The following is a 24,928-nucleotide window of genomic DNA, read 5'->3' on the forward strand; positions in this document are numbered from 1 at the left end:
GGCTCACCGAGCAAATTTTTGGTGGCAGCTTTTTTGCGTATTTTTGCAAAAAAGGTGACAGCGGAAATTTGTCCGGTGCAGCCGTTTGTTATAGCTTTGCATATGCTTTTGCTATTGTTTGGTTAATTTCCGTTGCCAACGTTTGAGCCTCACGCATGGAATTTTGCACCGACTCCCAGTTAGCCCAATGCTGCTCCCATTTTTCTTTACCAACCACAGACTCAAAATCTACTTTCGTTGGCTCTAGCCACGCCTCATATTTATGTAATGCTTCGATGCGTCGATTAAGGTCTGACACGCCTCTAGATTTTGGCGACAGTTTTGCAGCGCTCGTAATCCAAGTATGCCAGGGCTTATTGCCCTTTGATTGATTGCATTTACCGCAAGCGGGAACCAAATTGTGGATTTCGGAAACATAACCAGTTGGTTTTTTGTTAAGCACCAAAGGCCGCAAATGATCCCACTCTGAGGCAGTAGCACCACAATAAGCACACTGGAAGCTATCGTGATCCATGCCAAGAATATCCAATGCTTCTTTCACTTGCTCATTTGTTGGAACAATTATTGGAATAATTGAGTTTATAAATGAGTTCGTAATGCTTGACGACCTTCCCGTGATTTTCATTGGGGTTGGCATTCTGAATAGTGATAAGTAATCCATAGCTCTCATTTGCTATAACAGTTTTGTTATCAAGACTGGGGTCACATATCACTTTGGCCCCCTATCACGGGAGCAAAAGTGAGCGACGTCTCAGAAAATTCAATGTTTTTAAATGGTTGACAAAGATGTGGCGCAAAAGCCTTTGAAGGTATCACGACTCGTTCCCTGTATATTTTTGAATTCCCTTTCTCCCGATCATATACCTACTTGATTATAAATCAATCAGTTAGCGCCTCGCAGGCCGTGATAGGGAGCCTGTGGCTCCTGAAAAGGCGCCATTGGCGATTATCCGACGGTGATTTAATGCCTTTTATGGCATGTGAGTGCCCAATAAGCACGGCTTGAAAAGAGAGCTCGCTTTTGTGACTGGTCAGCATTTGGCTTAATCAACACGCCACTCATTTTTCCGGCGGCGGTTTTTTCTGATAGCGTCGCCCTGTGATTTTTTGATGCACGCCCTTGCGCAGGGAGTGAAAACTATTTTCCAACACGTCCACCCCAACCAAAATACCGACAACCACTAGTGCAATAAGTAGCGCTGGACCATATTTATCTAAGCCTATCATCACGCCAATTGCCGCCAGCACCCATATTGCCGCCGCAGAGGTAACACCTAAAACCATACCGTCGCGGGACAAAATTACGCCGGCACCGAGAAAGCCAATACCGGTAATTATCTGACCGATCACCCTTGAGGGATCGGTCACGCCATTCTCGACGGATACCGCCATGGCCATAAACACATAGGTACCCAAGCAAATAAGTGCGGCGGTGCGAATACCGATAGGCTTGCCTCTAATCTGCCGCTCTAAACCGATAATTGCGCCGGCCACAATGGTACTAAGCACCCCCGCCCACTTTAATGGCGCGATGGAAAGTGACGCAATCTCGATAAAATCTATAGCCATTTTTTATACCGAAAATAAATTAAAAGCCCGCCAGAAATCGCCAGCAAGATACCGATGAATATAGCAAATGCATTGCTATTATCCGCCCCCGGAATACCACCTACGTTGACACCCAACAGGCCCGTAGCAAATCCCAAGGGCAAGAATACCGCCGACACAATCGACAGCACATACATGCGGCTATTGGATTCTTCTGATATTTGGTTAACGAGCTCTTCGTGGCTGACCGCCGCACGCTCACGAATACTGTCTAGGGTCTCTATATATTGCGCCAAGCGGTCGCCAACCTCGCGCACTTGCAGGCGCTGCGCATCACCAAACCAAGACAAGCGCTCACTTTGCACCCAACTCAAGGCTTCGCGCTGTGGTGCCAGGTAACGGCGCAAGGCAATCGATTGTCGCCGCACTTGGCCCAACTCGCTGCGCAATTTTGCGCGAGCGCCGCTCAACAAATGCTCTTCAAGCTCATCGACTTTATCTTCTGCATTATCTATTGGCACTGCCATGCGCCTGACCAAACGATCGCAAAGCATGGCGACAAACTCGGCACTGGATTGGGGCCCCTCTCCCTCGGAAAAGCTCTGCACAATGTCATCGACTGAGAGCAGCTTTCTTTTGCGGGAAGTGATAATGCGATGTTCACTGACACACAGGCGAATAGACACCATGTCCTCTGGGTCTGCCTCGGGGTTCGTATTCACCCCGCGCAATGCCATAAGCAGCCCACCCCCATGCGAGGTCGCCCTGGGCCGCGTATCTTCTGCCACCAGTGCGGCAACAGCAATGTCATCGAGACCACTATGATCTTCTAACCAGGCCAAGGTAGCAGGCTTGCTGTAGTCAAAATGCAACCACAATACCCCGTGTTCGGGTTGCCATTCGGCGAGTTCAGCCGCATTGATGTCGCGAGCACCTCCCCGACCATCCAGTAATTTTGCGTAGATTAAAAAGTCATCCATTCCAAGTATCTCGTTATTGCGTATTCTCATTGATAATCGCACAGCAACACGGCGATAAACTATTATGTATTAAGGCTCGCTCAAGGGCCCAGTCTATTTTCTTATACCTTGGGCCAAGAATTTATGCGAATTGCCCTAAATGTAAATTGACCGCGTACACTCACTTATCTCAATAAAAAGAAAACCGCAGGATAAATTATGAAAATAGGTGTTTGCCTCCCCTATATGCCACGCAACATTAGTCGTCAGAATTTTAAAGACTGGTGCCGAATCATCGACCAAGGGCCTTTCTATAGTTTGTCCTGCGGCGAGCGCGTGACGGGCTATAGCTATGAGATGCGCAATATTCTGGCCTTTGCTGCCGCCGCCACCGAGCGCGTCCGCATTATCCCCGCGCTATATGTATTACCGATGCATAGCGCCGTGCAAGCAGCCAAGGAAATTGCCACCCTCGATATTTTGTCGGAAGGTCGCGTCACCTTAACCGTGGGTGTGGGTGGCCGTGAAAAAGACTATGAGGCACTGGGCGCCAGCTTTAAAAACCGCTTTCAAAGGATGGACGATCAAATCGCCACCATGAAAAAAATCTGGCGTGGCGAATTGCTCGACGGCCTAGAGGAAATCGGGCCGACCCCCATTCAGGCAGGCGGCCCGCCGATATTAGTAGGGGCAATGGGACCAAAAAGTATTCAGCGGGTATCGAAATGGGCCGACGGTCTGTACGGCTTTGCAATGGACGGCAACCCCGACTTAATCAATCATTTTTTCAGCTCCGCCGACAAAGCCTGGCAAGAATCTGGTCGCGAGCAAAAACCCTATCGCATGGGTGGATTCTGGTATTCACTGGCCGATAACGCCCAGTCCGCATTGAGCGATTATGTATTCGACTACCTGAAAACCTTTGGCGAAGACGATGCTCGCAAAATTGCCAAGACCATGACCATGCACGACCCAATGGCGATCAAAGACGGGCTGGACGCCATAGAAGCGCTAGGCTGTGACGAGATTCAACTGGTGCCGGCAAGCGCAGAAGTTGCCGAGGTCGATCGTTTAGCAAACATGCTGGCAGGGCGCTAAACCCCTGCCCTGGCACGCTAAACCAAGACACGGCGATTATTTTAACTTCGCGAATATCTCAAGCACGGTAGTCAACTGCTTTGCTGAGATATTCGCGGTCAAATCGTCTGCGCAATGCATACAGGTGACTAGCGCGTCATTGTATATTTCCTGCCCCGTTGGCGTTAGCTTCACCAAGCTGAAGCGCGCGTCGCGCTGATTTATCTCTTTCTCAACCAGATGCAGTCTCTGCATTGGATTTAGCTTTTTAGTGATACCCGACGCCGACAAACTCACCGCATCCGCAAGCTCTGTGCGGCTCATGGTTTGATCTAGCGCATTGCGTAGATGATGCATCACCATAAATTCCGCAAAGCTAATGCCGTGCGCACTGAGTTTTCGATCTGCGTGTTTAATGAAAGAAGAGCTCAAGGTAGCGAGCTCCGTTAATAAACTGAGGGATGCTGTCAATGTCATAAAATCGACCCATATACTTGACTAGTAAAATATTAGTTAAGTATATTCAATGTCCAGCTAAGCTTCAAGCTCCGGATCTTAGTACTCCTTCAACATGATATTAACGGGTTCAGCGCGAAGCAGGCCGCTCCCTGCAAGACGCACTGGCGCAGGCATAGTGGGCCTACGGGCGCCCTGCCGGCCAGCCCTACAGCAGTCCATTGCTTCGTTATTTCCTCTCACCGTAAGACCAGAGCCTGCCCCTTATGCCCTGTGGGTACGCGAGATTCTAAGTTCAGAGGCAAGCTTTTACGCCATTACTTGCTGATATTCTGTTTAATCTCTCATCAAGGCAAAGCTCCCTGCGGTGTATCGCCCGAGGCGGCTGGATCCTCAATCAAGTTGAGGATGACGGCGGTGGTGCGTTGAGGGTGACGGCTTGGAAGGTTGGGGGTGATGGTTTGGAAGGTTGGGGGGTGACGGCTTGGTGGCAGGAATGGTCGGTTAGTATGGTTGGGATTGCAGCTTGTTACGCTGGGATTGTTAGCCGAGACGTCAACGAGGTGGGCCTGATTAACACGTACATAGACGTTTCGAAGTAGTAAAGCCGTCATCCCCGACTCCGATCGGGGATCCAGATGAGCGACAGCGAATACCTTTACTTTTCTCGGACTACGAAACAGCGCAGAGCCCGAGGTTTATGGATCCCCGATCGGGGTCGGGGATGACACGGGCGGTAGTCCGCACTGCGAACGCAACCTTCGTCATACTCGGCCACGACCACGTCGCCAGAAGCGCAGCGAGTGCTGTGGGTACTATGCTTTCGAGAAAATGCCTCGCACTGAACCTCCGCAGGATTGACTGTACCCGTCAATATCATGTTGAAGGAGTACTTTAAAAACGACACACGCAGCAATTACCGCCATCTATATCTAATATTCTGATCAATTAACCCAGAATTTTGCACTTTTCTATTAATTTATTGTTTATATACTGGGTCACAAGAAAACACGGGGCCATAAAGGAAGATTCGCCATGCCAATAAAGAATACTAACAGCCGCTATGGCTGGGTCAGCGTGGGAATACATTGGCTTATGGCGCTTACGGTGATTGGCATGTTCGCGCTGGGCATTTGGATGCGCCAGCTGTCATATTATGATCCCTGGTATAGAGATGGCCCAAGCCTCCACAAGGGCATTGGCATTTTATTACTCATCGCGCTGCTGGCGCGTATCGTGTGGCGTAACATCAATATTCGCCCCAGTGACGATCCAGCGCTAAAAACGTGGGAGAGAGTTACCGCCCACCTTACCCACTTTGCTTTATATGGTTTGATGTTGGCGTTAATGGTTGCCGGGTATTTAATTTCAACAGCCGACGGGCGTCCCATTGACGTTTTTGGCCTATTTAATGTGCCAGCAACACTACACGGGCTGCCCGACCAAGAAGATATCGCCGGCGAGGTCCACGAAATCCTCGCCTGGATTCTGATTTTACTCGCCGGTGTTCATGCGCTAGCCGCATTGAAACATCACTTTATAAACCGCGACTCGACCCTGCTAAAGATGCTCGGTCGTGACGCCAACAGCACTAAGTGAACTCAACTCAAAAAGGAATGTGAACTATGAAAAAGCTAATCGCTCTCGGCTTCACCGCTCTGCTAGGTTTTAGTGGCGCACTGCACGCCGCGGAATACAAAATTGATACCGCAGGCGCCCACGCGTTTGTGCAATTTAAAATCAAACACCTTGGCTACAGCTGGCTGTACGGACGTTTCAATGACTTTGAAGGCCGCTTTAACTACGACCCAGCCAAACCAGAAGCATCTACAGTAGATGTCACCATTAAAACCGCCAGCATAGACAGCAACCACGCTGAGCGTGACAAGCACTTACGCGGCAAAGACTTTTTAGCGGTAGACAAATACCCCACCGCCACCTTTAAAAGCACCAGCTTTAAAGCGCTTGGCGATGGCAAAGCAGAGTTAAAAGGCACACTTACATTGCACGGCGTGAGCAAGCCAGTGACGATTGCCGTAACTGAAATCGGCGGCGGCAAAGACCCCTGGGGCGGTGTTCGCCAAGGCTTCCACGGCACCACTGAAATCGCATTAAAAGACTTTGGTATCGACTACGATCTGGGCCCAGCATCGCAAATTGTGGAGCTAACTCTGGATGTAGAAGGCATTGCTCAATCAATGATGTAAACCAAATGAACTTATTCGACGTAACACTACTCGAAGTTTAGGAATTACCCTCATTCAGTCTCTATATTATTTGGCCGCTTTGCGGCCTTTTTTGTTTTCGGGCTTAGGTAAATACTTTTCTACTACACCATCGGCATTAAATTGCGCATCCAATAAGGCGATCAAGGCATACACTCCCATCAGTTTGCGCATCACGTACAAGAAGTCCTTGGGGGGCAAAGCGAAGTATTTGCTGATAGACGCGGCTACTGCGCGCTTGGCGATGCGCTGGGGCAAGCCGCTGTTACGCCACCAGTAATGTCCGTCTTCGGTAACTGCCCGCGCTGGCACGTGTTCATCGATTGCCCGCAGCGGTTCGGCAATATCGACACCGATATCCACAAAGTTATCGAGCACCGACTGGGGGAAATGCGACTTCATAAAACCCAAGCTTATTGAGTATTCCAAGAACCTAGGCTTATCGCGCTGGCAGGCAGCCAGCAACATATCGCAAAACTCGCTGGCAAAGTCCTCAGGCAATAATCGCATGGCGCCAAAATCCAGCAGAAGCAATTTATCGTCGTCGCCCTCTTCGTCTATGCGCACCCGAAAATTGCCAAAATTGGGATCGGTCTGCATACGACGCCATTCGAAAAGTTCGCTGAGAAACAGTTCTAGCACCGCTTTACCCAAGCGATTTCTGCGCGGCTGAGCAAGTGCCGCAACATCCGCAGAGTTAACTGAGGTCGCCTGCTCATAGCTCATTGTTAATACCCGACGGCTACAAAATGCGGGGTAGCTTTTGGGCACCACAAAACGAGAATCTTCACGCAGCGCATGTCTAACAAAATCCAGATCACGGCGCTCCTGCTCGTAATCGACTTCTTTATGAAGCAGTAATCGGATATCACCAAACCAGTCGTCTAAATTGCGCACACTGGGCATGAGGCGCGACACCTTCAGTAATTGCATTACCGCGCTGAAATCCGCATCGATGGTGTCTTCCACCCCCGGATACTGCACCTTAATACAAAGCTGTTCGCCGGTATCACGCAACACCGCGCGATGGACCTGGCCCAGCGACGCCGCCGCCAGTGGCTGCGTGTCTATCTCTAAGTTCGCCAGGGCCTCTTCGCCCAATTCATTAACCAAGACCTTGCGAATAGATTGCCAGGACATGGGCGGGGTATTGTCTTCTAGTTTATGCAGCGCCTCGGCAACCTCGGGCGGCATCATATAGTCACTGTAGGTTGCCATTATTTGACCAATTTTGACGACACTGCCTTTTAAGCGACCGAGCTCTTCTACAAAGAAATCGATATTCTCGGTTCGCTTAGCTAACGCCGCCTCATTATCGCCGCTAAAGCGCTGCCAAATATTTTGCCGCACCGCCCGTGCACTATAGCGAACGCCCAGTTTCGACAACTCAAAGCGCCTCGAAAAAGCCCCCGTTTTAAGGCCGTGAAGTGATTTATCCTTTTCACTCATATCTTGAAATACACCTATTTCCTTTGTCCGTGTCACTACCTTAGACCACTACAGTAATCTACTATTCGTTTACCGAGGAATTTTAATCTCAGACGCCATCACCAAATCTCATCCTAACAGGACACGCAGTATGAAGCAGCTCCGCGCCCTTACACTGATCGGCCCCGGCTTCGTTGTTGCCGCCACCGGTTTAGGCGCCGGAGATTTAGTGGCCGCCGCCGTATCGGGCGCCAAGCTTGGCACACAACTACTGTGGGCCATCGCCTTCGGCGCCGTCATCAAACTGGCGCTCAATGAAGGTCTAGCGCGTTGGCAGCTCGCCAGCGGCACAAGCTTGCTAGCGGGCTGGTTACAGCACCTACCGCGCTGGATAAATTATTACTTTCTAGCGTATTTATTTATCTGGGCATTTTTAGTTGGTGCCGCCTTAATGGCGGCATGTGGCTTGGCAGCCAACGCGTTGTTTCCCCAGCTGTCTATCAATAGCTGGGCCTCACTGCATTCTTTACTCGCGATTGCGCTGGTGCTGTTCGGTCGCTATTCGCTGTTTGAGCAAGCTATGAAAGCGCTGATACTCCTGATGTTTGCGACGGTGATGGCGGCGTTACTGGCGAGCGATTGGTCGAGCATTGGCAGCTCCTCGACAACACTCGACGATATCAGCGAGAATTTTAATTTAGTCATGGCGCTGATCGGCGGCGTCGGTGGCAGCGTTACCCTACTGTGCTACGGCTATTGGATGCGGGAAAAAGGCTGGCATAACACCGACTCTCTAAAAATTGCCCGCATTGACCTCCTTGTTGCCTATTCGATCACCGCCTTGTTTGGCATGGGTATCATGATACTGGCAGCCCAGTCTGCGCCGGAATCAGAATCGGGCACCCATATATTGATCGCCATGGCCGACCAACTTGGCATATTGCTAAGCCCCGTCTTTAAAGAACTATTTTTAATTGGTGTTTGGGCCGCAGTATTCAGCTCTATGCTCGGCGTATGGCAGGGTGTTCCGTATATATTTACCGACTCGACCGCACAGTGGCGCAGCAAACTCAGCAAAATAGACTCCAGCGACAATGGCTACCGGCTGGCCTTGCTGTATATCGCCATACCACCTATTGCCCTACTCTATTTGGGTAAACCGGTATGGCTAATTATTTTATATTCCGTCACCGGCGCGTTATTCATGCCATTTTTGGCGCTGACACTGCTCTACTTAAACAACCGTATTATCAAGCCTAGCTTGCGATATGGCCTGATCAGCAATAGCGCGATCGTTGCGGCGCTATTGGTGTTTTCATACATTGGCGCGCAATATTTTTTATCGTAGTAAGCGTGCTATATACCAAAATACGATGCTCTATTACGGCCACTCTTCACCGTAGTCGTGCAATAACTCTTCACCGGCGCCAATATCGCGCAGCGCGACAACACTATGGTCATCGTAATAAATAACGTTGGCTGATTTGTGATGGTTGATGTATTTCAAACTACAGGTCACATCAATGAGCTGACCATCGGGCATGGTCAGTGTGTGTAAACCGGCCTCTCTTGCTGTTCGCGTTTTACACACGCCCAGCAAACTGCCTTCGGCAATCGATGCACGGGCGAATAGCCCCTTACCATGAATGGCACTTTTCTTTACCCGATAGCACTTGGCCATATTTCGTCTCTGTCTGCTGACTAAAAGAGCTAAAAGAACTCACATCAGACGCCATAAAACGAAACAGGATTATGCCTCGCCCTGCTGCCTGATCAATTCAAACAAACAGGGCGAAGCAATCACTGCGCCAAGCTTACTTTGCCAACATATTCATCAACGCCGCCCAGCTCACCTTGTCTGCATTAGCATCATATGCCAGCGGCATGTCATATTTTTTACCAAGCGCCGTTGAGCCCGGATTTGTGAAGCTGTGCACTACATTGGGAAAGCTTAACAACTCAAAATCGACACCCGCGTTTGTCATCTCCTCAACAAAACCTGCCACTTGCTTAGCGGGTACCATTGGGTCAGCGCCACCGGTAGCCACTAACAACTTTGCTTTAATGGTGCCGGGTTCAACTTGCGTTTCAGTACCCAGTGAACCGTGGAAGCTCGCCACCCCAGCCAAATCCAGTCCACGACGCGCCTGATTTAGGACCACCGCACCGCCAAAACAATAGCCAATAGCGAATAACTTATCGCCGTCGACCGAGGACTGCTTACGCAAAATGCCCAAGGCCGCATCAAAGCGCGCATTCATTTTTTCTGGCTCAGCCAAAGCCGCATTCATAAACGCCGTCGCGTCTTTAGGGTGAGTGGTCGACTTACCGGTGCCATACATATCCACCGCAATCGCCGTGTAACCCAGCTCAGCTAATTGCTTAGCGCGCTCGCGAGCGTAATCATTCAGCCCCCACCACTCATGCACAACCACCACCGCAGGCGCGGCCTTGGTCACCGCACTATCGTGATACAGCACGGCCGTTCCCAAACCATTCGGCAACGTCAGCTTTTCTTCGACGACCGCTGCATGTAAAACCGAGCTGCTCAGGGCTAACGTAAGTAACATGGCAAACAAACGCATTTCTTACTCCTCACTGTTTTGAATAAATTGATACGGAATATACTCGCTTCACGATGACAAACAACCGTTACGTCAGACGTCTGACGTCCGACGCAAAAGGCATTCGCTGGCGCTCATCTGGATCCCCGATCGGGGTCGGGGATGACGTAGTATGGTGCCATCATCCTCTGCGCGTCTTGCCACGGTCATGTCCGATACTCCAGCCGTCATCATCAACTTGATTGAGGATCCATAAACCTCGAGCTATGCAGCACTACACAGTTACGCTAGACGTCTGACGCCCGACACCCGACGTCCGACGCAAAAGGCATTCGCAGTTGCTCACTTGGATCCCCGATCGAGGTCGGGGATGACGGAGTGTGGAGTGTCGGGGATGACGTAGTTTTGAAGGAACGAGAACGACGAAGCTATTAACCGTCAAGATGACATGGCATTGCGCCGCCCTCCTCAACATCCCCTACCTTCCTCAACGCACTGGCGTCGTCATCGTCAACATCCCCTACCGTCACCCTCAACCCCCTAACCGTCATCCTGAACTCGATTGAGGATCCATAAACCTTGAGCTATGCAGCACTACACAGCTACGCCAGACGCCTGACGCAAAAGGCATTCGCTTTCGCTCATCTGGATCCCCGATCGGGGTCGGGGAAGACGGAGTGTGGAGTGTCGGGGATAACGTAGTTTTGAAGGAACGAGAACGACGAAGCTATTAACCGTCAAGATGACATGGCATTGCGCCGCCATCCTCAACATCCCCCCACCGTCATCCTCAACCCCCTAACCGTCATCCTGAACTCGATTGAGGATCCATAAACCTCTAGCTATGCAGCACTACACAGCTACGCCAGACGTCTGACGCCCGACGCAAAAGGCATTCGCAGTCGCTCACATGGATCCCCGATCGGGGTTGGGGATGACGTAGTACAGAGCGTCAGGAATGACGAAGTGTTAAATTGCCCAGGATGACGTAGACAATAGCAAATTTGCGATTCACAGCGTGGCAAATACTAATCCCCGCCACGCAATATCACATCATGTCGCGCTCAACATCTCTTAAGCGACTTGAGTAGTATCGGCAATTCTTCCTAATCCAATCCTCTTTGCTGCGACGGGCTTTTTTCATCGCCGCGCCGCTTGCGTAACCTTTTAATTTTTTACCGTCGCCGAGGGCTTGCTCTAGACGCACAGCTTCAACTTTTCGGGCGCGACAAGCTTCCCAGCCTGCGGCGTGGACTGCGGGGAACATACAGAAACAAAATAAGAACACAGCTAGACGAAATTTCATTGTGACCTCCTTGTCAGTTTTGAAATTAGCCTCACAACCATAAATCACTCGACGGCATCATGTAAAATCCTCGACGCAAATTCCTGCCACTTCGAGTTACTCACCTGTCTTCTCACCCCCTCGAATGGCATAATAGCCCGCTGTTACCCCGCTAAACGGAATTATCATGACATGAGCAGAATCGACCTGCCCCAGTATTTAGCCGACGCCACCGTCGCACCCGAACTGCAATCCATTATTCTCGGCCTTGCCAATGTGAGTGCGGATATCAGCAAAGCGCTGGCCAAAGGCGCGCTCGCTGGCATTCTTGGTGCCGCTGGCGCCGAGAACGTGCAGGGCGAAGATCAAAAGAAGTTAGATGTTATTGCTAACGATATGATCAAAGCGGCCCTTGCCGCCTTGCCGGCGGTACGCGGTTTAGCCTCTGAGGAAGAAACCGACGTTGTACCCTGCCACACTAGCGGCAGCTACTTAGTTACCTTCGACCCTTTAGACGGCTCGTCGAATATCGACATCAACAGCATGGTGGGTACGATCTTTTCAGTCCTACCCCACACCGGCGAGGCAGTCGTAACTGAGCAGGACTTTCTGCAACCCGGGCGTCATCAAAGAGCCGCGGGCTACGTGCTGTATGGTCCATCCGTGATGCTGGTGCTGAGCACCGGGAACGGCGTGGTAATGTTTACCTTAGATCAAGATACCGGCAACTATCTGCTCACCGAAGCGGACGTGACGATTCCCGCCGACGCCAAAGAATTCTCAATCAATATGTCGAATCAGCGCCACTGGGTTGCCCCGATGCAAAGCTACATTGCCGATCTGATTGCCGGTAAAGATGGCCCCCGCGGCAAGGACTTCAATATGCGCTGGGTGGCGGCCATGGTGGCTGATGTTCATCGCATTCTGTGTCGCGGCGGTTTATTCACCTACCCTTGGGACAGCCGCAAGCCCGACCAAGCTGGCAAACTGCGCCTAATGTACGAAGCCAACCCGATGGGCTTTTTAGTTGAGCAGGCCGGCGGCGAAGTATGGACACCCGAAGGTAAAATTTTAGATATTCAGCCAGAGCATATTCACCAACGCGTTCCTGTTATTTTGGGTGCCGCCAACGAAGTCGCGCTTTGCGTCGACTATCATCAGCGCTGAACTCCCTCGGCGCCCACACCGGACTATTCGGCAATGCTTAGTTATCGCCACGGCTTTCACGCCGGCAATCACGCCGACGTGTTAAAGCATGTGGTCGAGGTACTTATCCTCGACTACCTAATGCAAAAACCCACCGCGCTTTCGTATATCGACACCCACGCAGGCGCCGGCTTTTATCACTTCGCTAGTGCCTTCAGCGCGCAAAATCGCGAATTTGAAACCGGCATCGCGAAACTGCGAAACGCGAGCGAACTTCCCGCGCCATTAAAACGATATCTAGAGGTCATCGACCAATGCTGTGCCAACGAAGCTGCGGGTTATCCCGGCTCACCAGCCATTGCATTAGCGATATTGCGCGCACAAGACAAAGCGCATTTATTTGAGCTACACCCCAACGACCACCAGAACCTGAGCAAGCGCTTTAAGCAGCACGCCCAAATTAACGAAGCAGATGGCTTCGCCGGCTTAAAAGCATTGTTGCCGCCGCCGAGCAAGCGCGCTCTGGTATTAATCGACCCGCCCTACGAAGATAAAAACGACTACCGCAATGTCATCTCAGCGTTAAAAGACAGCCAACGACGCTTTCCCAATGGGGTTTATGCGCTGTGGTACCCACTCATTCCGCGAGATGAGTCCAAAGATTTAGGTCGTCGCCTAAAAGCGCTATCACCAAATAATTTTTTACACGCCCAACTTTGTGTTCAAGCGGAACAAGGCACTCACGGCATGTATGGCAGCGCGATGTTTGTCATCAACCCGCCGTGGCAGCTAAACACCCAGCTGCAAGAAGTCATGCCGGTGTTACAAAGTCTACTAGCTGACGGGGAAAATAAGCCCTTTCTGCTTGACGCGGTAATTGCGTAGATTAGGTTTTGTGGAATATTAAAAACGTAGTGAATTAACGCGCAAATTATTTAGCTGAAGTATTGGTCCGAAGTCTGCCATCAGATGTCGGACGTGAAAATCAAAGGCATTCGCTATCGCTCATCTGGATCCCCGATCGGGGTCGGGGATGACGTAGTGCGGAGGGCGGGGATGAATGGATAAAGTGCAGTCACCCAAGGCAGTCAATGGCAGTCAATGGCAGTCAACGGCAGTGTATACACACCCACTTAACACCATCAACGCCTCCGCCGATATTCTCAACGCCCCAGCCGTCATCCTCAAAGCCCCCTACGTCGTCCTCAACTCCCCCTACCGTCATCCTCAACTTGATTGAGGATCCATAAACCTCAGGCTCCGAGAAACGCATTGCGTCTTAAAAACATAAAGAATTCGACATAGTTACGTCGGGAGTCTGGTGTCGGACGTGAAAATCAAAGGCATTCGCTATCGCTCATCTGGATCCCCGATCGGGGTCGGGGATGACGTAGTGCGGAGGGCGGGGATGAATGGATAAAGTGCAGTCACACAAGGCAGTCAATGGCAGTGTATACACACCCACTTAACACCATCAACGCCTCCGCCAATATTCTCAACGCCCCAGCCGTCATCCTCAAAGCCCCCTACGTCATCCTCAACTCCCCCTACCGTCATCCTCAACTTGATTGAGGATCCATAAACCTCAGGCTCCGAGAAACGCCTTTGCGTCTTAAAAACATAAGAAATTCGGCTTAGTTACGACAGGAGCCTGATGTCGGACGTCGGGAGTAAAACCCGAAAGCAATCGCTCGGGCTTTTAGTTATTCCAACCAGCTTAAATCCAAAACAATTTATTTATACCTGCCATCACACAAGATTTGGGCTCGAGCATCATGGCAGGGAACAGCGTAAATACTGTACTTACACAACTTCGTTGGCAATAAATTCCATGGTTTCTATGGAGGTATCAAAATGATCTCTGTGGCCAATCATCAGAGTAGTCACGCCTGACTTTTTCCAGTCCTGCAGCCGTTCACGAATACGCTCTTTAGGCCCAAGCAAAGATATTTCGTCAACTAAGGCATCGGGGACAGCTTTGATCGCTTCGTCATGCTTCCCTTCGTACCACAAGTCCTGAACTTTCTCGGCCTCATCACCAAAACCCATTCTACCCATTAGGTTTTTATGGAAGTTATCGTGGCGTGCACCCATGCCACCAAGGTAAAGCGCCATCGTCATCTTGCCGGGGTAGAGTGCTTCTTCGAGATTGTCGTTAACGATGCAATTTACCATCGCATTGATTTCAAAATCGTCAGACTTATTCGCGAGGCTTTCGTCAAATATATTCAGGCGATATGGCGACACAAAAATTGGCATCCAGCCGTCAAATTTCTCCGCGGCAAGTGCAATGTTTTTTGGGCCTTCAGCACCTAAAAACACCGGTATTTTTTTGCGAAGCGGATGAGTAATGCTTTTGAGAGGTTTACCTAAACCGAGGTTATTAGGCCCCTGATACGGTAAATTATATTGACTACCATGAAACTCAACGGGCGCTTCGCGAGACACGGCCTGCTGGAAAATATCCAACCACTCGCGGGTGCGCTCAAGCGGGCGTTTAAACTGCTGGCCGTACCAACCTTCCACCACCTGTGGGCCGGAAACACCTACACCCAAACACAGCCTGCCGTTTGATAAGTGATCCAGGGTCATCGCCGTCATCGCCGCACATACCGGCGTTCGAGCTGACAATTGCATAACGCCTGTACACAAGCGAATCTTACTTGTGGTGGCCGCAATAGCTGCCAGCGGCGTGAAACAGTCGGAGCCGTAGGCTTCTGCCGTAAACACCGAATCGAAACCCATGTTCTCGGCGGCCTGCGCCAATTCGAGAAAACGATCCGTAGGATGCTTTTGCCAATAACCGAGATGTAAGCCGAGTTTCATACCAAATCCTCATTATTATTCCGATGACGCTCTAAAGATTATACGGGGCGAAGAAGGACCAGCCGATGACATCTCCGCTCAAATACCCTTATCGCAGGGTGACGAAAAAGATCATTACTTTCGGGATATCTGGGGCCTATTGTCGGACTTCGGATGTAAAAACGGAGAGCATTCGCGCTAGTTAGGACGGATGTCGGGCGCCTGAGGCGAAACCGAAAGCAATCGCCTTAATGTAGACGGATGTCGGATGTCCGAAGCCTGAAGTAAAAATCAAAAGCATTCGCTGGCGCTCACACTGGATCCCCGATCGGGGTCGGGGATGACGTAGTGTGAGGGCAGAGGATCACACAACCGCTTCAAGCAAGGCGCTTCACAACGATTGGTAAATCATCGAGAGGCTTAGGAAGCGGTACAGTCTGCATTTTGCCGCTGAAATTATCAGCCATACGGAATTCGTATTGACGCAAGAACTGATGCATAAAGTTCTTAACCTGCATCAGCGCAAAGTGCATTCCAATGCATTTATGTGCACCGCCACCAAAACCGACAAAGCTAAAGGTGTGGCGTTTGTGCTCATTGCGCGGCTCTAACCAGCGATCAATGTCGAATTTTTCTGGCTGATCCCAGTACTCCGCCATACGGTGGGTGTGCTGTGGCGCCATAAACAGAATGGTGTTTGGTGGAAGTGTATAACCACCCAACTCGCACTCGTTAATAGTACGGCGCTGCATCATCATAACCGAGGGGTGTAGACGCAACGCTTCCTTCACCGCCACTTCCATCAACGGCATTTTTTCAAGATCTTCGTAATCTAAAAACGGCTTATCAATGGACATTGCTTCGTCGCGCAAGCGCTGTTGTAGCTCTTGGTTTTGACCCAAGTGATAAAGCATATGAGTCAGTGCACTTGTGGTCGTGTCATGGGCTGCAAACAGCAAGAAGCCCATGTGCGCGATTATATCGTCGTCAGAAAAATACTCGTCGTCTTCGGTTTTTTCGCGGCAAAAATAACTGAAGGTATCTGTGCCATCGCCAGCGCGACGATCTGCAATCAAGCTACCAAAAAACTGGTGTAAATAGCGCTCGCCAATTTTACCTTTGCGGTATTTAGTGCCAGGAAGCTCTTTAGTGATGATGCCCATCAAACCATTGGCAATATCCAAAAACGCTTTATTTAGCTTGGCTGCCCGCTCGTCACTTTCTTCCAGACCAACAAAAATCTTCGCGGCGACATCCAATAAAATTTGTTTAATAGCGGGGAAAAATAATAAATTGCCTTGCTCGCCCCAGTCAGAAATACCTTCCGCAATCATCGGCCCCATTGTGCCAATGTAGCCTTTCATCGCATCGTTCTTAAATGCAGACTGCATCATACGACGCTGAAATTTATGCTCTTCGTGATCTCGCAGTAACAAGGCGCCCTTATAAAAACGCCCGAGTGAGCCCATATAACCCATCTCAGCAGAGAAGTTTTTATCTTTATCCAGATAAACTTCTTTGTAGAGGTCTGGGCCAATCAATAAGGCACCGCGGAAGCCCGCTAAACCAAAGCGGCTAACATTGCCGAATTTTTTGTACTGATTGTCGATGGTGCCGTAAAGGTCATTCACCAACTGGAACGTCTGGCCAATAATTGGCAGACCAAATGAGCCCGGAATATGATCAAGGTTTTCATTGTTCTTGGCGGATTTGTAATCTGGATTTGCTGCCGTGGTCATAATCGGCCCTCCGTAGGGTTCGATGAAATTCATTATTTGGAACAATCATAGGCTCGGGCAACATACATATCAAGCGTCCGATATGAAATATTGGTCATCTTCGGTATATTATTGGTCTACGACAACGAAGCACTGCGCCAGACCACCGATAATAAGGTAAGAAAATTGAGGAAAGTAGACCACGACAACCGTCGCGAAGAAGTAGCCTGCGCCGCCGCCAGCCTGATAGCAAACAAGGGTTTGGAAGCGCTCACTACCCGTGCGCTGGCCAAGGAGCTTGGCTGCTCTATTGGCGTCTTGTCACATTACTTCAGCAGCAAGGAAGAAATCGTCATCGCCGCATTCCGCTGGGCAGATCTGCGCATCGACCTGCGTATGCAAGAAGCGATCGCCGACGAAAGCCCCAGTATCGAGTCTTTCTACCCCGTAATTAAGGCCGGCTTACCGCTAGATGCCGAATCAGACCTCGAATGGCGCGTCCGTCTCAACCTCCACACCTTTGCACTGACCCACGACGCCAGCTTGCAAGCAGAGCGAGAAAAGAATAGCCAATTCAGAGACATAATGGCGACTATGATCAGCGACATGCAAAACAAAGGTCATGTCACTACAGCGATAAGCGCCAAAGAAATCACCAGCATCGCCTTCGACCTCGTTAACGGCATGGCCAAAAACCTAGTCATGTGCCCCTTCAATGAGCGCGAAGAAAAAGCAGAATACCTATTTCAGCTGCTAGAACTGCTAAAGCCGAAGGCGAGCTAGAAAAGAAGTCGGAAGTCGGAAGTCGGAAGTCGGAAGTCGGAAGTCGGAAGTCGGAAGTCGGAAGTCGGAAGTCGGAAGTTAAAAATTATAAGTCAGATTTGCGAAATCGGTAGGCATTCGCTCTCGCTCACCTAGATCCCCGATCGGGGTCGGGGATGACTTAGTACGGAGGGTCGGGGATGACGAGATAAAGTACTGTCATCCTCAAGGCCCCACGGACAGCGGTCTAAAGACTCCTTAGCCATCCCCCCCCCAACCGCCATCCTCAACTCAACCACCCGCCATCCTCAACTCCCCCAACGTCATCCTCAACTCCCCAGCCGTCATCCTCAACTCGATTGAAGATCCACATACCTCGGAATTTGGGCATCACCATACTTCACTGAAACCAAAAGCATTCGCTCTCGCTCACCTGGATCCCCGATCGGGGTCGGGGATGACTTAGTACGGAGGGTCTGGGATGACGAGATAAAGTACTGTCATTCTCAAGGCCCCACGGACAGCGGTCTAAAGACTCCTTAGCCATCCCCCCCCCAACCGCCATCCTCACCACCCGTCATCCCCAAGTCCCCCAACGTCATCCTCAACTCCCCAGCCGTCATCCTCAACTCGATTGAGGATCCACATACCTCGGAATTTCGGCATCACCATACTTCACTGAAACCAAAAGCATTCGCTCTCGCTCACCTGGATCCCCGATCGGGGTCGGGGATGACTTAGGGGATGACTTAGTGCGGAGGGTCGGGGATGACTTAGTACGGAGAGTCGGGGATGACGTAGTTTAGAGGGCTTAGGAATAGCACATTTTGACTGTTCTAGGATGACGTGGTTTTGAATGCTCAGGTATGACGTGGTCCTGAGTATCCGAGGATAACAATAGCTGAGATTGGTTTAGCTACGAAGTATGCGAATTTAGGGTCGCCCTGACTAAGCTCAAATCACTGTGATTTTTAGGATGGCAAAAAAGAGGCTTCAAATACCCGACTAACACCGAGTATCAATATTCTGTAAATGATTCATCGAATAAAAAACGCCCGCTCTACACGGGCGTCTGCACAATCAAAGCAATTAGCGAGACTTGGCAATCACTTCGTTGGCATACCACGACATCATGCCGACCTTTTCTTCCACGGTTTTATCATCCGCTTCTGATGCATATACATCGCGAAAAGCCACCAACACTTCGTCGATTCCGATATCTTCAAGGCGCTTTATGCCATCCGCAGAGTAGGCTTCTGCCGTCATCGCGTGGAATTCAAAAGGCAGGTGGTCGCGACCGAACTCTTTGCGGAATTCATTAATCTTATCGACCATGCCTTTGATGGAATCCAGCTCGCCACCCGCGGCGATCCAACCGTCACCCAAGCGGGCCGCACGGCGCAGCGCTGGTACAGAATGTCCGCCAACCAAAATGGGCGGCCTTACGCTCGGCACTGGGCAAATTTTAATTTCGGGCATATCGAACATTTCGCCCTTATAGCCAAAGTACTCCCCAGACATAAGACCGTTAATGATTTCGATCATTTCGTCCATGCGCTTGCCGCGCTTTTCCCAAGCGACATTCGTTACCTCAAAATCTTCTGACCAAGGGCTAATTCCCACACCGTAACCAAAGCGATTTCCGGTAAGAATGGCGAGGCTAGACAATGTCTTAGCAATTAAAGCTGGCTCATGAACGGCAAGCTTGTGCACCGACGTGGTAAAACGAACTTTACTGGTCAGTGCCGCCAAATGAGCCGTTAGCAAAAAGGGCTCGATAAACGGAACACCATCTAAAAACTCGCGGCTGCCATCACTGTTATAGGGGTATTTAGAACTCCCCTCTTTGGGATAACAAATGCTGTCTGGCATCGTAATGGTATCGAAGCCCAACTTCTCTGCCTCTAGCGTCAACGGCAGATACTGCTCCGCGGGGCACATACTGTGGTGATAAGCGAATTTCATTGCTACGTCCTTTCCCGTCGTTATTGTCTTGGCGTTTGCTCAAGGATACGTGCGCAAACGTGGATTGGTTGACAATAATACAAAGTAAAATCCGCCGCCTCATCCGAATGGCGCAGCAGGTTTAAAAAATTAGACTGTATTAGGGAAAACAAGGTGAGGTCGGAAGTCGGAGGTCAAAAATTATGGCATTCGCTTACTGCACAAACACATGGGTTACAGATTAGCCCAGTCACATAGGTAACACATTCTTCCTACGAACCGAGTCTTACTATCCGCTTTTCTTGTTCATCCAACTCCCCCAGCCGTCATCCTCAACTCGATTGAGGATCCATAGACCTCAGGCTTGGCATCCACACTGAACTTCGCAAAAACCAAAAGCATTCGCTTACGCTCATCTGGATCCCCGATCGGGGTCGGGGATGACGTCGTTTTGGGAGAGGGGATGACGTCGTTCGGTATGGTCATCCTCAAGGCCACACGGACAATGATCTACAGACTCACTAGCGATTCTGAAGGGCTCCACCCTTCTTCCTTAACCCCGCCGCTCGCCATCCTCAACGCCTCCGCCCCACCGTCACCCCACCGTCACCCCACCGTCACCCCACCGTCACCCCAACGCCCCTCCGTCATCCCCAACTCCCCACTGTCATCCCCAACTCCCCCCACTGTCATCCCCGACCCCGATCGGGGATCCATATACCTCGGAATTCCCACACGCACCGCACCTCGTAAAAACACCATAAAACCCATTCCCAGCGCATCAAAGAGGCATATCTATGTAAAATAGACCACAATGTAAGCACACTGATTTCATTACGGAATACACACTACTGACCCATGCGTTTTACTTTCTTAGGCACAAGCGCTGGCACGCCAACAGCCAGCCGCAACGTCACCGCGCTCGCAGTTGCGCTTGATGACCAGCGCGACTGGTATTTATTCGACTGCGGAGAAGGCACCCAGCACCGCCTACTCAAAAGCCGCTACTCCTCAGCGAAACTTAAAACCATTTTCATCACCCACGTGCACGGCGATCACTGCTATGGCCTCCCTGGTTTAATCGCAAGTGCCAACATGAGTGGCCGCAAAGCCCCGCTCACTATTTGCGCACCGGATGGCATCGAACAATATGTGCGAAATACGTTTGCCTATACCGACGTACATAATTTGCGATTCCCGCTGACCTTTGTGCGATCCGATAACAAAGACTTTCACTACGAAGACGACTATATTTCTGTTAACGCCATTGCCATGTCGCACCGAGTCCCGTGCTTCGCCTACCACGTCAAAGAAATTCCACCGTACCATTTAGATGAAAACAAACTGGACTCTTATCAGGTTCCCCGCGGCCCGCTTTGGCATGAATTACAACTAGGGAAAGACATCACGCTAGACAACGGCGACATCATCAAAGCAAACGACGTGCGCAGCGCCTCATGGCAAGCCCGTAGCGCCATCGTAGGCGGCGACAACGACAAACCGGCATTGATGTTAGATGCACTAAAAAACACAGATCTACTAATTCACGAAGCGACCTTCACCGAAGACGTACTCGCCCGCGTCGGCCCCCAATACATGCACAGCACGGCGGCCATGGTGGCCAAAACCGCAGCCGAAGCAGAGTTAAAGCACTTAATACTCACCCACTTCAGCCAGCGCTACCGCTCAGATAAAAATGCGAAAGAACACACGGTGAAACACCTGTACGACGAAGCGCAAGAAATTTACAAAGGAAATTTACTACTAGCCGAAGACCTACAAAGCTATCAATTGGAAAAAGATAAAACCTTAAGGACGTTGTAGCGTTTAGACGGAAGTCTGACGCCAGATGCCAGATGCGAAAGTCAAAAGCATTCGCCTTAATTTAGACGGGTGCCTGGTGCCTGACGACAGAAGCAAAACGCATTCGCTGTCGCTCACATGGATCCCCGATCGGGGTCGGGGATGACCACTTTTCATCGTCATCCTCAACTCGATTGAGGATCCACATACCACTGGCTAAGAGTTACTACGCACCACCTAAAAACTACCAAACAACAAAATCGTATTAGGCAAAACTCAACACACTGCGCCCACGCCCAATACCATAGTAAGCAATACCCTGCTCCTCCAGCATGTCCGGGTCGTATAAATTACGGCCATCAAATATCACCGCATTTGTCAGCGAGTCTTTTACCAAATCAAAGTCAGGCGCCTTAAACGCGTTCCACTCTGTACACACCACCAGAGCATCGGCACCGTTCAAGGCAGACTCTTTGGTACCCATCAGGGTCAAATCCGAACGCGTACCATAAATACGCTGAGTTTCATTCATCGCTTCGGGATCGTATGCCTGCACGACTGCACCTGCCGCCCACAAACTTTCCATCAACACCCGACTAGACGCATCACGCATATCATCGGTATTGGGCTTAAATGACAAACCCCACAACGCAATACGCTTACCTTTCAAATCACCATCAAAATACGCCTGAATATGACCAAATAACTTCTCTTTCTGACGGCTATTCACTGCCTCAACGGACTTTAACAGCGCAGGCACATACCCTACTTTTTCAGCAGTACGAACCAAGGCCTGCACATCCTTAGGGAAACACGATCCACCATAGCCACAACCAGGATAAATAAAGTGATACCCAATACGGGGATCAGACCCAATCCCTTGGCGCACCTTTTCTATATCTGCACCCAGCTTTTCGGCCAAATTAGCCATCTCATTCATAAAACTAATTTTAGTGGCCAACATACAATTGGCGGCGTACTTGGTTAACTCTGCAGAACGCACATCCATCACAATTAACTTTTCATGGTTGCGATTAAAAGGCGCATACAACTCACGCATTTTATTCTCAACTGCTTGGCTATCAGTGCCAATCACGATGCGATCAGGTCGCTGACAGTCGGCGACCGCCGCCCCCTCCTTCAAAAACTCTGGGTTAGACACCACATCAAAGCCAATCGCCACGCCGCGCTCGGCCAACACAGCCGCGACACAAGCCGAGACTTTATCCGCTGTACCCACGGGCACAGTAGACTTATCAACGATAATCTTGGGAGTTTCCATATACGTGGCAACGGTTTTAGCCACCGCCAAAACATACTGCAAATCAGCCGAGCCATCTTCATCGGGCGGAGTACCCACAGCAATAAACTGAATCCTGCCGTGCTTTACACCAAAGGCAGCATCCGTCGTAAACTGGAGGCGACCCGCATCGTAATTGCGCTGAACCAACGGCGTCAGACCGGGCTCATAAATGGGGATAATGCCATTCTTTAAATTCTCAACGCGCTCAGCATTCACATCAACGCAAACAACATCATGACCCACTTCAGCTAACACCGCAGCCTGCACCAGACCAACATAGCCAATACCAAACACCGTGACTTTCATCAAACAGTCTCGCAATTCAAATTATGTATAAGCGGGATTCTAGCACGTCAAAATAACAAAGGCGGGAAACAGAATAATCGTTTTGCTTAACTAGGCGACGGATGCCTGGTTTGGAAGTCAAAAGTCTGGCGTCAGATGCCGGATGCGAAAGTCAAAGGCTTTCGCTCGCTCTTCTGGATCCCCGATCGGAGTCGGGGATGACGTAGGGTGGAGCCGGATATGACGTTCTACGGTGTCGGTCGGAGTCGTCTATGTCTGAATAAAATGCGGCCATCCCCAACACGAACCGTCATCCTCAACGACCCCACCCCGTCATCCTCAACGACCCAACCGTCACCCTCAACGACCCCACCTCGTCATCCTCAACGGCCAACCGTCATCCTCAACTCGATTGAGGATCCACATACAACCTATTTAGCAGCACATTTGGCCGAAATATAGCGCGAACATCATGACACGCTAAATAAGGGTAACGCTCCCTCTACGCCATCGGCGAGGCGAATATCCGGCAATTCAAACCACCGATCAAGAACGGTCTGATACAGAGCCCTAAAATCCGTCGTGAACTGCATATTGGCATTTTCTTTCTCAGGTAATTCAGGATACTTACCAATATGCCCGCCCCTTACTTTGCCACTCATAACCGAATATCAGACTGATGCTCTAAAAACCAAGAATAGGTTGTGCGAAGTCCATCTTCTAATGAGATTTGAGCGTGCCAGCCCATTTCCCCCAGACGCGATACATCCATTAGTTTTCTAGGTGCACCGTCAGGTTTAGTCGTATCAAAAATAACGTTGCCTTTAAACTCGACTACTTTCGCTAAGGTAAGAGCCAATTCAGCAATGGTGCAATCTACGCCTGTGCCCACGTTAATATGTGACGACATCTCTTGCGTATTAGCATCGTATATTTCTTTATCTAAATTCATCACGAAAACAGACGCTTCTGCCATGTCATCTACATGCAGGAACTCCCGCATTGGCTTGCCTGTTCCCCAAACTACAACATCAGTGGCATTACTTTTAGCAGCCTCGTGAAAACGACGCATCATCGCAGGTATTACATGACTATTTTCAGGATGAAAATTATCATTCTTGCCATATAGATTTGTCGGCATCACGCTACGATAATCAACGCCATACTGGCGATTGTACGATTCACATAACTTAATGCCCGCAATTTTAGCAATCGCATACGGTTCGTTAGTTGGTTCCAAAGTACCTGTCAGCAATGCCGCTTCCTGCATCGGCTGCTCAGCTAATTTTGGGTAAATACAAGAGGAGCCCAAAAATAGTAAGCGCTTAACACCTGACTTAAACGCCGAGTGAATAATATTGCATTCGATCATTAGGTTTTCATAAATAAAATCAGCTGGGTAGCTATTGTTTGCCACAATCCCGCCCACTTTAGCTGCTGCTAGATATACTTCGTCAAACTTCTGGGTTGTAAAAAAATCTGCCACACTCTTTTGATCGAGTAAGTTCAAAGACGCACGATTAGCGGTAACAATTTCATACCCCCCCAAACGCTCTAAACGACGAACTATCGCAGACCCCACCATACCGCGATGACCGGCAACAAATACGCGCTTCATAT

At 50.1% G+C, this 24,928-nt stretch carries 25 protein-coding genes; 10 read left to right on the forward strand and 15 right to left on the reverse strand.

Annotated elements, in window-relative coordinates; translation table 11 throughout:
- Nucleotides 1-88: 88 nt before the first annotated feature.
- From KXJ70_RS08645 to KXJ70_RS08655, 3 genes are all read right to left on the reverse strand, one after another.
- Nucleotides 89-661, reverse strand: coding sequence for an HNH endonuclease (locus KXJ70_RS08645; protein WP_219043006.1), 573 nt, complete (start codon nucleotides 659-661; stop codon nucleotides 89-91).
- A 398-nt stretch (nucleotides 662-1,059) separates the two neighbouring features.
- Complete coding sequence (locus tag KXJ70_RS08650; RefSeq protein WP_219043007.1) at nucleotides 1,060-1,569, reverse strand: MgtC/SapB family protein; 510 nt, start codon at nucleotides 1,567-1,569, stop codon at nucleotides 1,060-1,062.
- The gene (locus tag KXJ70_RS08655; RefSeq protein WP_219043008.1) at nucleotides 1,560-2,528 is read right to left on the reverse strand and encodes a zinc transporter ZntB; all 969 of its coding nucleotides are present in this window, start codon (nucleotides 2,526-2,528) and stop codon (nucleotides 1,560-1,562) included. The genes KXJ70_RS08650 and KXJ70_RS08655 overlap by 10 nt, the downstream gene beginning before the upstream one ends.
- 198 nt (nucleotides 2,529-2,726) lie before the next feature.
- Here KXJ70_RS08655 and KXJ70_RS08660 point away from each other — a divergent pair, with 198 nt between their 5' ends.
- The gene (locus KXJ70_RS08660) at nucleotides 2,727-3,605 is read left to right on the forward strand and encodes an LLM class flavin-dependent oxidoreductase (RefSeq protein ID WP_219043009.1); all 879 of its coding nucleotides are present in this window, start codon (nucleotides 2,727-2,729) and stop codon (nucleotides 3,603-3,605) included.
- Between the two features lie 36 nt (nucleotides 3,606-3,641).
- On the opposite strand, the gene KXJ70_RS08665 is transcribed toward KXJ70_RS08660, so the two are convergent.
- Nucleotides 3,642-4,061: a MarR family winged helix-turn-helix transcriptional regulator gene (locus KXJ70_RS08665; protein ID WP_219043010.1), complete on the reverse strand. Its 420-nt coding sequence runs from the start codon at nucleotides 4,059-4,061 to the stop codon at nucleotides 3,642-3,644.
- A gap of 1,014 nt (nucleotides 4,062-5,075) precedes the next feature.
- On the opposite strand from KXJ70_RS08665, the gene KXJ70_RS08670 reads away from it, so the two are divergent.
- Together KXJ70_RS08670 and KXJ70_RS08675 are read left to right on the forward strand one after the other, a co-directional pair.
- A complete protein-coding gene (locus KXJ70_RS08670; RefSeq protein WP_219043011.1) occupies nucleotides 5,076-5,639 on the forward strand; it encodes a cytochrome b in 564 nt (187 codons plus the stop codon).
- Between the two features lie 26 nt (nucleotides 5,640-5,665).
- Nucleotides 5,666-6,247: a YceI family protein gene (locus KXJ70_RS08675; RefSeq protein WP_219043012.1), complete on the forward strand. Its 582-nt coding sequence runs from the start codon at nucleotides 5,666-5,668 to the stop codon at nucleotides 6,245-6,247.
- A gap of 66 nt (nucleotides 6,248-6,313) precedes the next feature.
- Here the strand turns inward: KXJ70_RS08675 and KXJ70_RS08680 are convergent, their stop codons facing one another.
- The gene (locus KXJ70_RS08680; protein WP_219043013.1) at nucleotides 6,314-7,714 is read right to left on the reverse strand and encodes an ABC1 kinase family protein; all 1,401 of its coding nucleotides are present in this window, start codon (nucleotides 7,712-7,714) and stop codon (nucleotides 6,314-6,316) included.
- Between the two features lie 130 nt (nucleotides 7,715-7,844).
- Between KXJ70_RS08680 and KXJ70_RS08685 the strand changes: the two genes are divergently transcribed.
- Nucleotides 7,845-9,041 carry an Nramp family divalent metal transporter gene (locus tag KXJ70_RS08685; RefSeq protein ID WP_219043014.1) on the forward strand — a complete coding sequence of 399 codons (1,197 nt, stop codon included), beginning with the start codon at nucleotides 7,845-7,847 and terminating at the stop codon, nucleotides 9,039-9,041.
- Between the two features lie 33 nt (nucleotides 9,042-9,074).
- On the opposite strand, the gene KXJ70_RS08690 is transcribed toward KXJ70_RS08685, so the two are convergent.
- The 3 genes from KXJ70_RS08690 to KXJ70_RS08700 all read right to left on the reverse strand — a co-directional run bounded on the left by KXJ70_RS08690 (nucleotide 9,075) and on the right by KXJ70_RS08700 (nucleotide 11,563).
- Nucleotides 9,075-9,374, reverse strand: coding sequence for an SET domain-containing protein (locus KXJ70_RS08690; protein ID WP_219043015.1), 300 nt, complete (start codon nucleotides 9,372-9,374; stop codon nucleotides 9,075-9,077).
- 133 nt (nucleotides 9,375-9,507) lie between these two features.
- Entirely contained in the window at nucleotides 9,508-10,278 is a 771-nt protein-coding gene (locus KXJ70_RS08695; protein ID WP_219043016.1) for a dienelactone hydrolase family protein, read from the reverse strand.
- 1,027 nt (nucleotides 10,279-11,305) lie between these two features.
- On the reverse strand, nucleotides 11,306-11,563 hold the full coding sequence (locus KXJ70_RS08700; protein ID WP_219043017.1) for a hypothetical protein: 258 nt from the start codon (nucleotides 11,561-11,563) through the stop codon (nucleotides 11,306-11,308).
- 171 nt (nucleotides 11,564-11,734) lie between these two features.
- Between KXJ70_RS08700 and KXJ70_RS08705 the strand changes: the two genes are divergently transcribed.
- The 4 genes from KXJ70_RS08705 (at nucleotide 11,735) to KXJ70_RS19335 (ending at nucleotide 14,260) form a co-directional block, all read left to right on the forward strand.
- On the forward strand, nucleotides 11,735-12,709 hold the full coding sequence (locus KXJ70_RS08705; RefSeq protein WP_219043018.1) for a class 1 fructose-bisphosphatase: 975 nt from the start codon (nucleotides 11,735-11,737) through the stop codon (nucleotides 12,707-12,709).
- A 33-nt stretch (nucleotides 12,710-12,742) separates the two neighbouring features.
- Complete coding sequence (locus KXJ70_RS08710) at nucleotides 12,743-13,573, forward strand: 23S rRNA (adenine(2030)-N(6))-methyltransferase RlmJ (RefSeq protein ID WP_219043019.1); 831 nt, start codon at nucleotides 12,743-12,745, stop codon at nucleotides 13,571-13,573.
- Nucleotides 13,574-13,748: 175 nt separating this feature from the next.
- Nucleotides 13,749-13,928 (forward strand): hypothetical protein, encoded by a 180-nt coding sequence (locus KXJ70_RS08715; RefSeq protein WP_219043020.1) that lies wholly within the window; start codon nucleotides 13,749-13,751, stop codon nucleotides 13,926-13,928.
- A 203-nt stretch (nucleotides 13,929-14,131) separates the two neighbouring features.
- Nucleotides 14,132-14,260 carry a hypothetical protein gene (locus KXJ70_RS19335; RefSeq protein ID WP_255558228.1) on the forward strand — a complete coding sequence of 43 codons (129 nt, stop codon included), beginning with the start codon at nucleotides 14,132-14,134 and terminating at the stop codon, nucleotides 14,258-14,260.
- Nucleotides 14,261-14,491: 231 nt separating this feature from the next.
- Here KXJ70_RS19335 and KXJ70_RS08720 read toward each other — a convergent pair whose 3' ends face one another.
- Nucleotides 14,492-15,514 (reverse strand): LLM class F420-dependent oxidoreductase, encoded by a 1,023-nt coding sequence (locus KXJ70_RS08720; RefSeq protein WP_219043021.1) that lies wholly within the window; start codon nucleotides 15,512-15,514, stop codon nucleotides 14,492-14,494.
- Between the two features lie 356 nt (nucleotides 15,515-15,870).
- Nucleotides 15,871-17,232, reverse strand: coding sequence for a cytochrome P450 (locus KXJ70_RS08725; protein WP_219043022.1), 1,362 nt, complete (start codon nucleotides 17,230-17,232; stop codon nucleotides 15,871-15,873).
- 111 nt (nucleotides 17,233-17,343) lie between these two features.
- On the opposite strand from KXJ70_RS08725, the gene KXJ70_RS08730 reads away from it, so the two are divergent.
- Entirely contained in the window at nucleotides 17,344-17,994 is a 651-nt protein-coding gene (locus KXJ70_RS08730) for a TetR/AcrR family transcriptional regulator (protein WP_219043023.1), read from the forward strand.
- A 1,068-nt stretch (nucleotides 17,995-19,062) separates the two neighbouring features.
- Here the strand turns inward: KXJ70_RS08730 and KXJ70_RS08735 are convergent.
- Nucleotides 19,063-19,938, reverse strand: coding sequence for an LLM class flavin-dependent oxidoreductase (locus KXJ70_RS08735; protein WP_219043024.1), 876 nt, complete (start codon nucleotides 19,936-19,938; stop codon nucleotides 19,063-19,065).
- Nucleotides 19,939-20,523: 585 nt separating this feature from the next.
- A complete protein-coding gene (locus KXJ70_RS08740) occupies nucleotides 20,524-20,679 on the reverse strand; it encodes a hypothetical protein (protein WP_219043025.1) in 156 nt (51 codons plus the stop codon).
- Between the two features lie 96 nt (nucleotides 20,680-20,775).
- On the opposite strand from KXJ70_RS08740, the gene KXJ70_RS08745 reads away from it, so the two are divergent.
- The gene (locus KXJ70_RS08745) at nucleotides 20,776-21,741 is read left to right on the forward strand and encodes a ribonuclease Z (protein ID WP_219043026.1); all 966 of its coding nucleotides are present in this window, start codon (nucleotides 20,776-20,778) and stop codon (nucleotides 21,739-21,741) included.
- Between the two features lie 244 nt (nucleotides 21,742-21,985).
- Here the strand turns inward: KXJ70_RS08745 and KXJ70_RS08750 are convergent, their stop codons facing one another.
- The 3 genes from KXJ70_RS08750 to fcl all read right to left on the reverse strand — a co-directional run bounded on the left by KXJ70_RS08750 (nucleotide 21,986) and on the right by fcl (nucleotide 24,926).
- A complete protein-coding gene (locus tag KXJ70_RS08750; protein ID WP_219043027.1) occupies nucleotides 21,986-23,329 on the reverse strand; it encodes a UDP-glucose dehydrogenase family protein in 1,344 nt (447 codons plus the stop codon).
- A gap of 449 nt (nucleotides 23,330-23,778) precedes the next feature.
- Nucleotides 23,779-23,970 carry a hypothetical protein gene (locus tag KXJ70_RS08755; RefSeq protein WP_219043028.1) on the reverse strand — a complete coding sequence of 64 codons (192 nt, stop codon included), beginning with the start codon at nucleotides 23,968-23,970 and terminating at the stop codon, nucleotides 23,779-23,781.
- Nucleotides 23,967-24,926, reverse strand: a complete 960-nt coding sequence (fcl, locus tag KXJ70_RS08760) for a GDP-L-fucose synthase (protein WP_219043029.1) — start codon at nucleotides 24,924-24,926, stop codon at nucleotides 23,967-23,969. Before fcl ends, KXJ70_RS08755 begins: the two co-directional genes overlap by 4 nt.
- Between the last annotated feature and the right edge of the window lie 2 nt (nucleotides 24,927-24,928).

The organism is Zhongshania aquimaris (assembly GCF_019312595.1).
Classification (GTDB): domain Bacteria; phylum Pseudomonadota; class Gammaproteobacteria; order Pseudomonadales; family Spongiibacteraceae; genus Spongiibacter; species Spongiibacter aquimaris.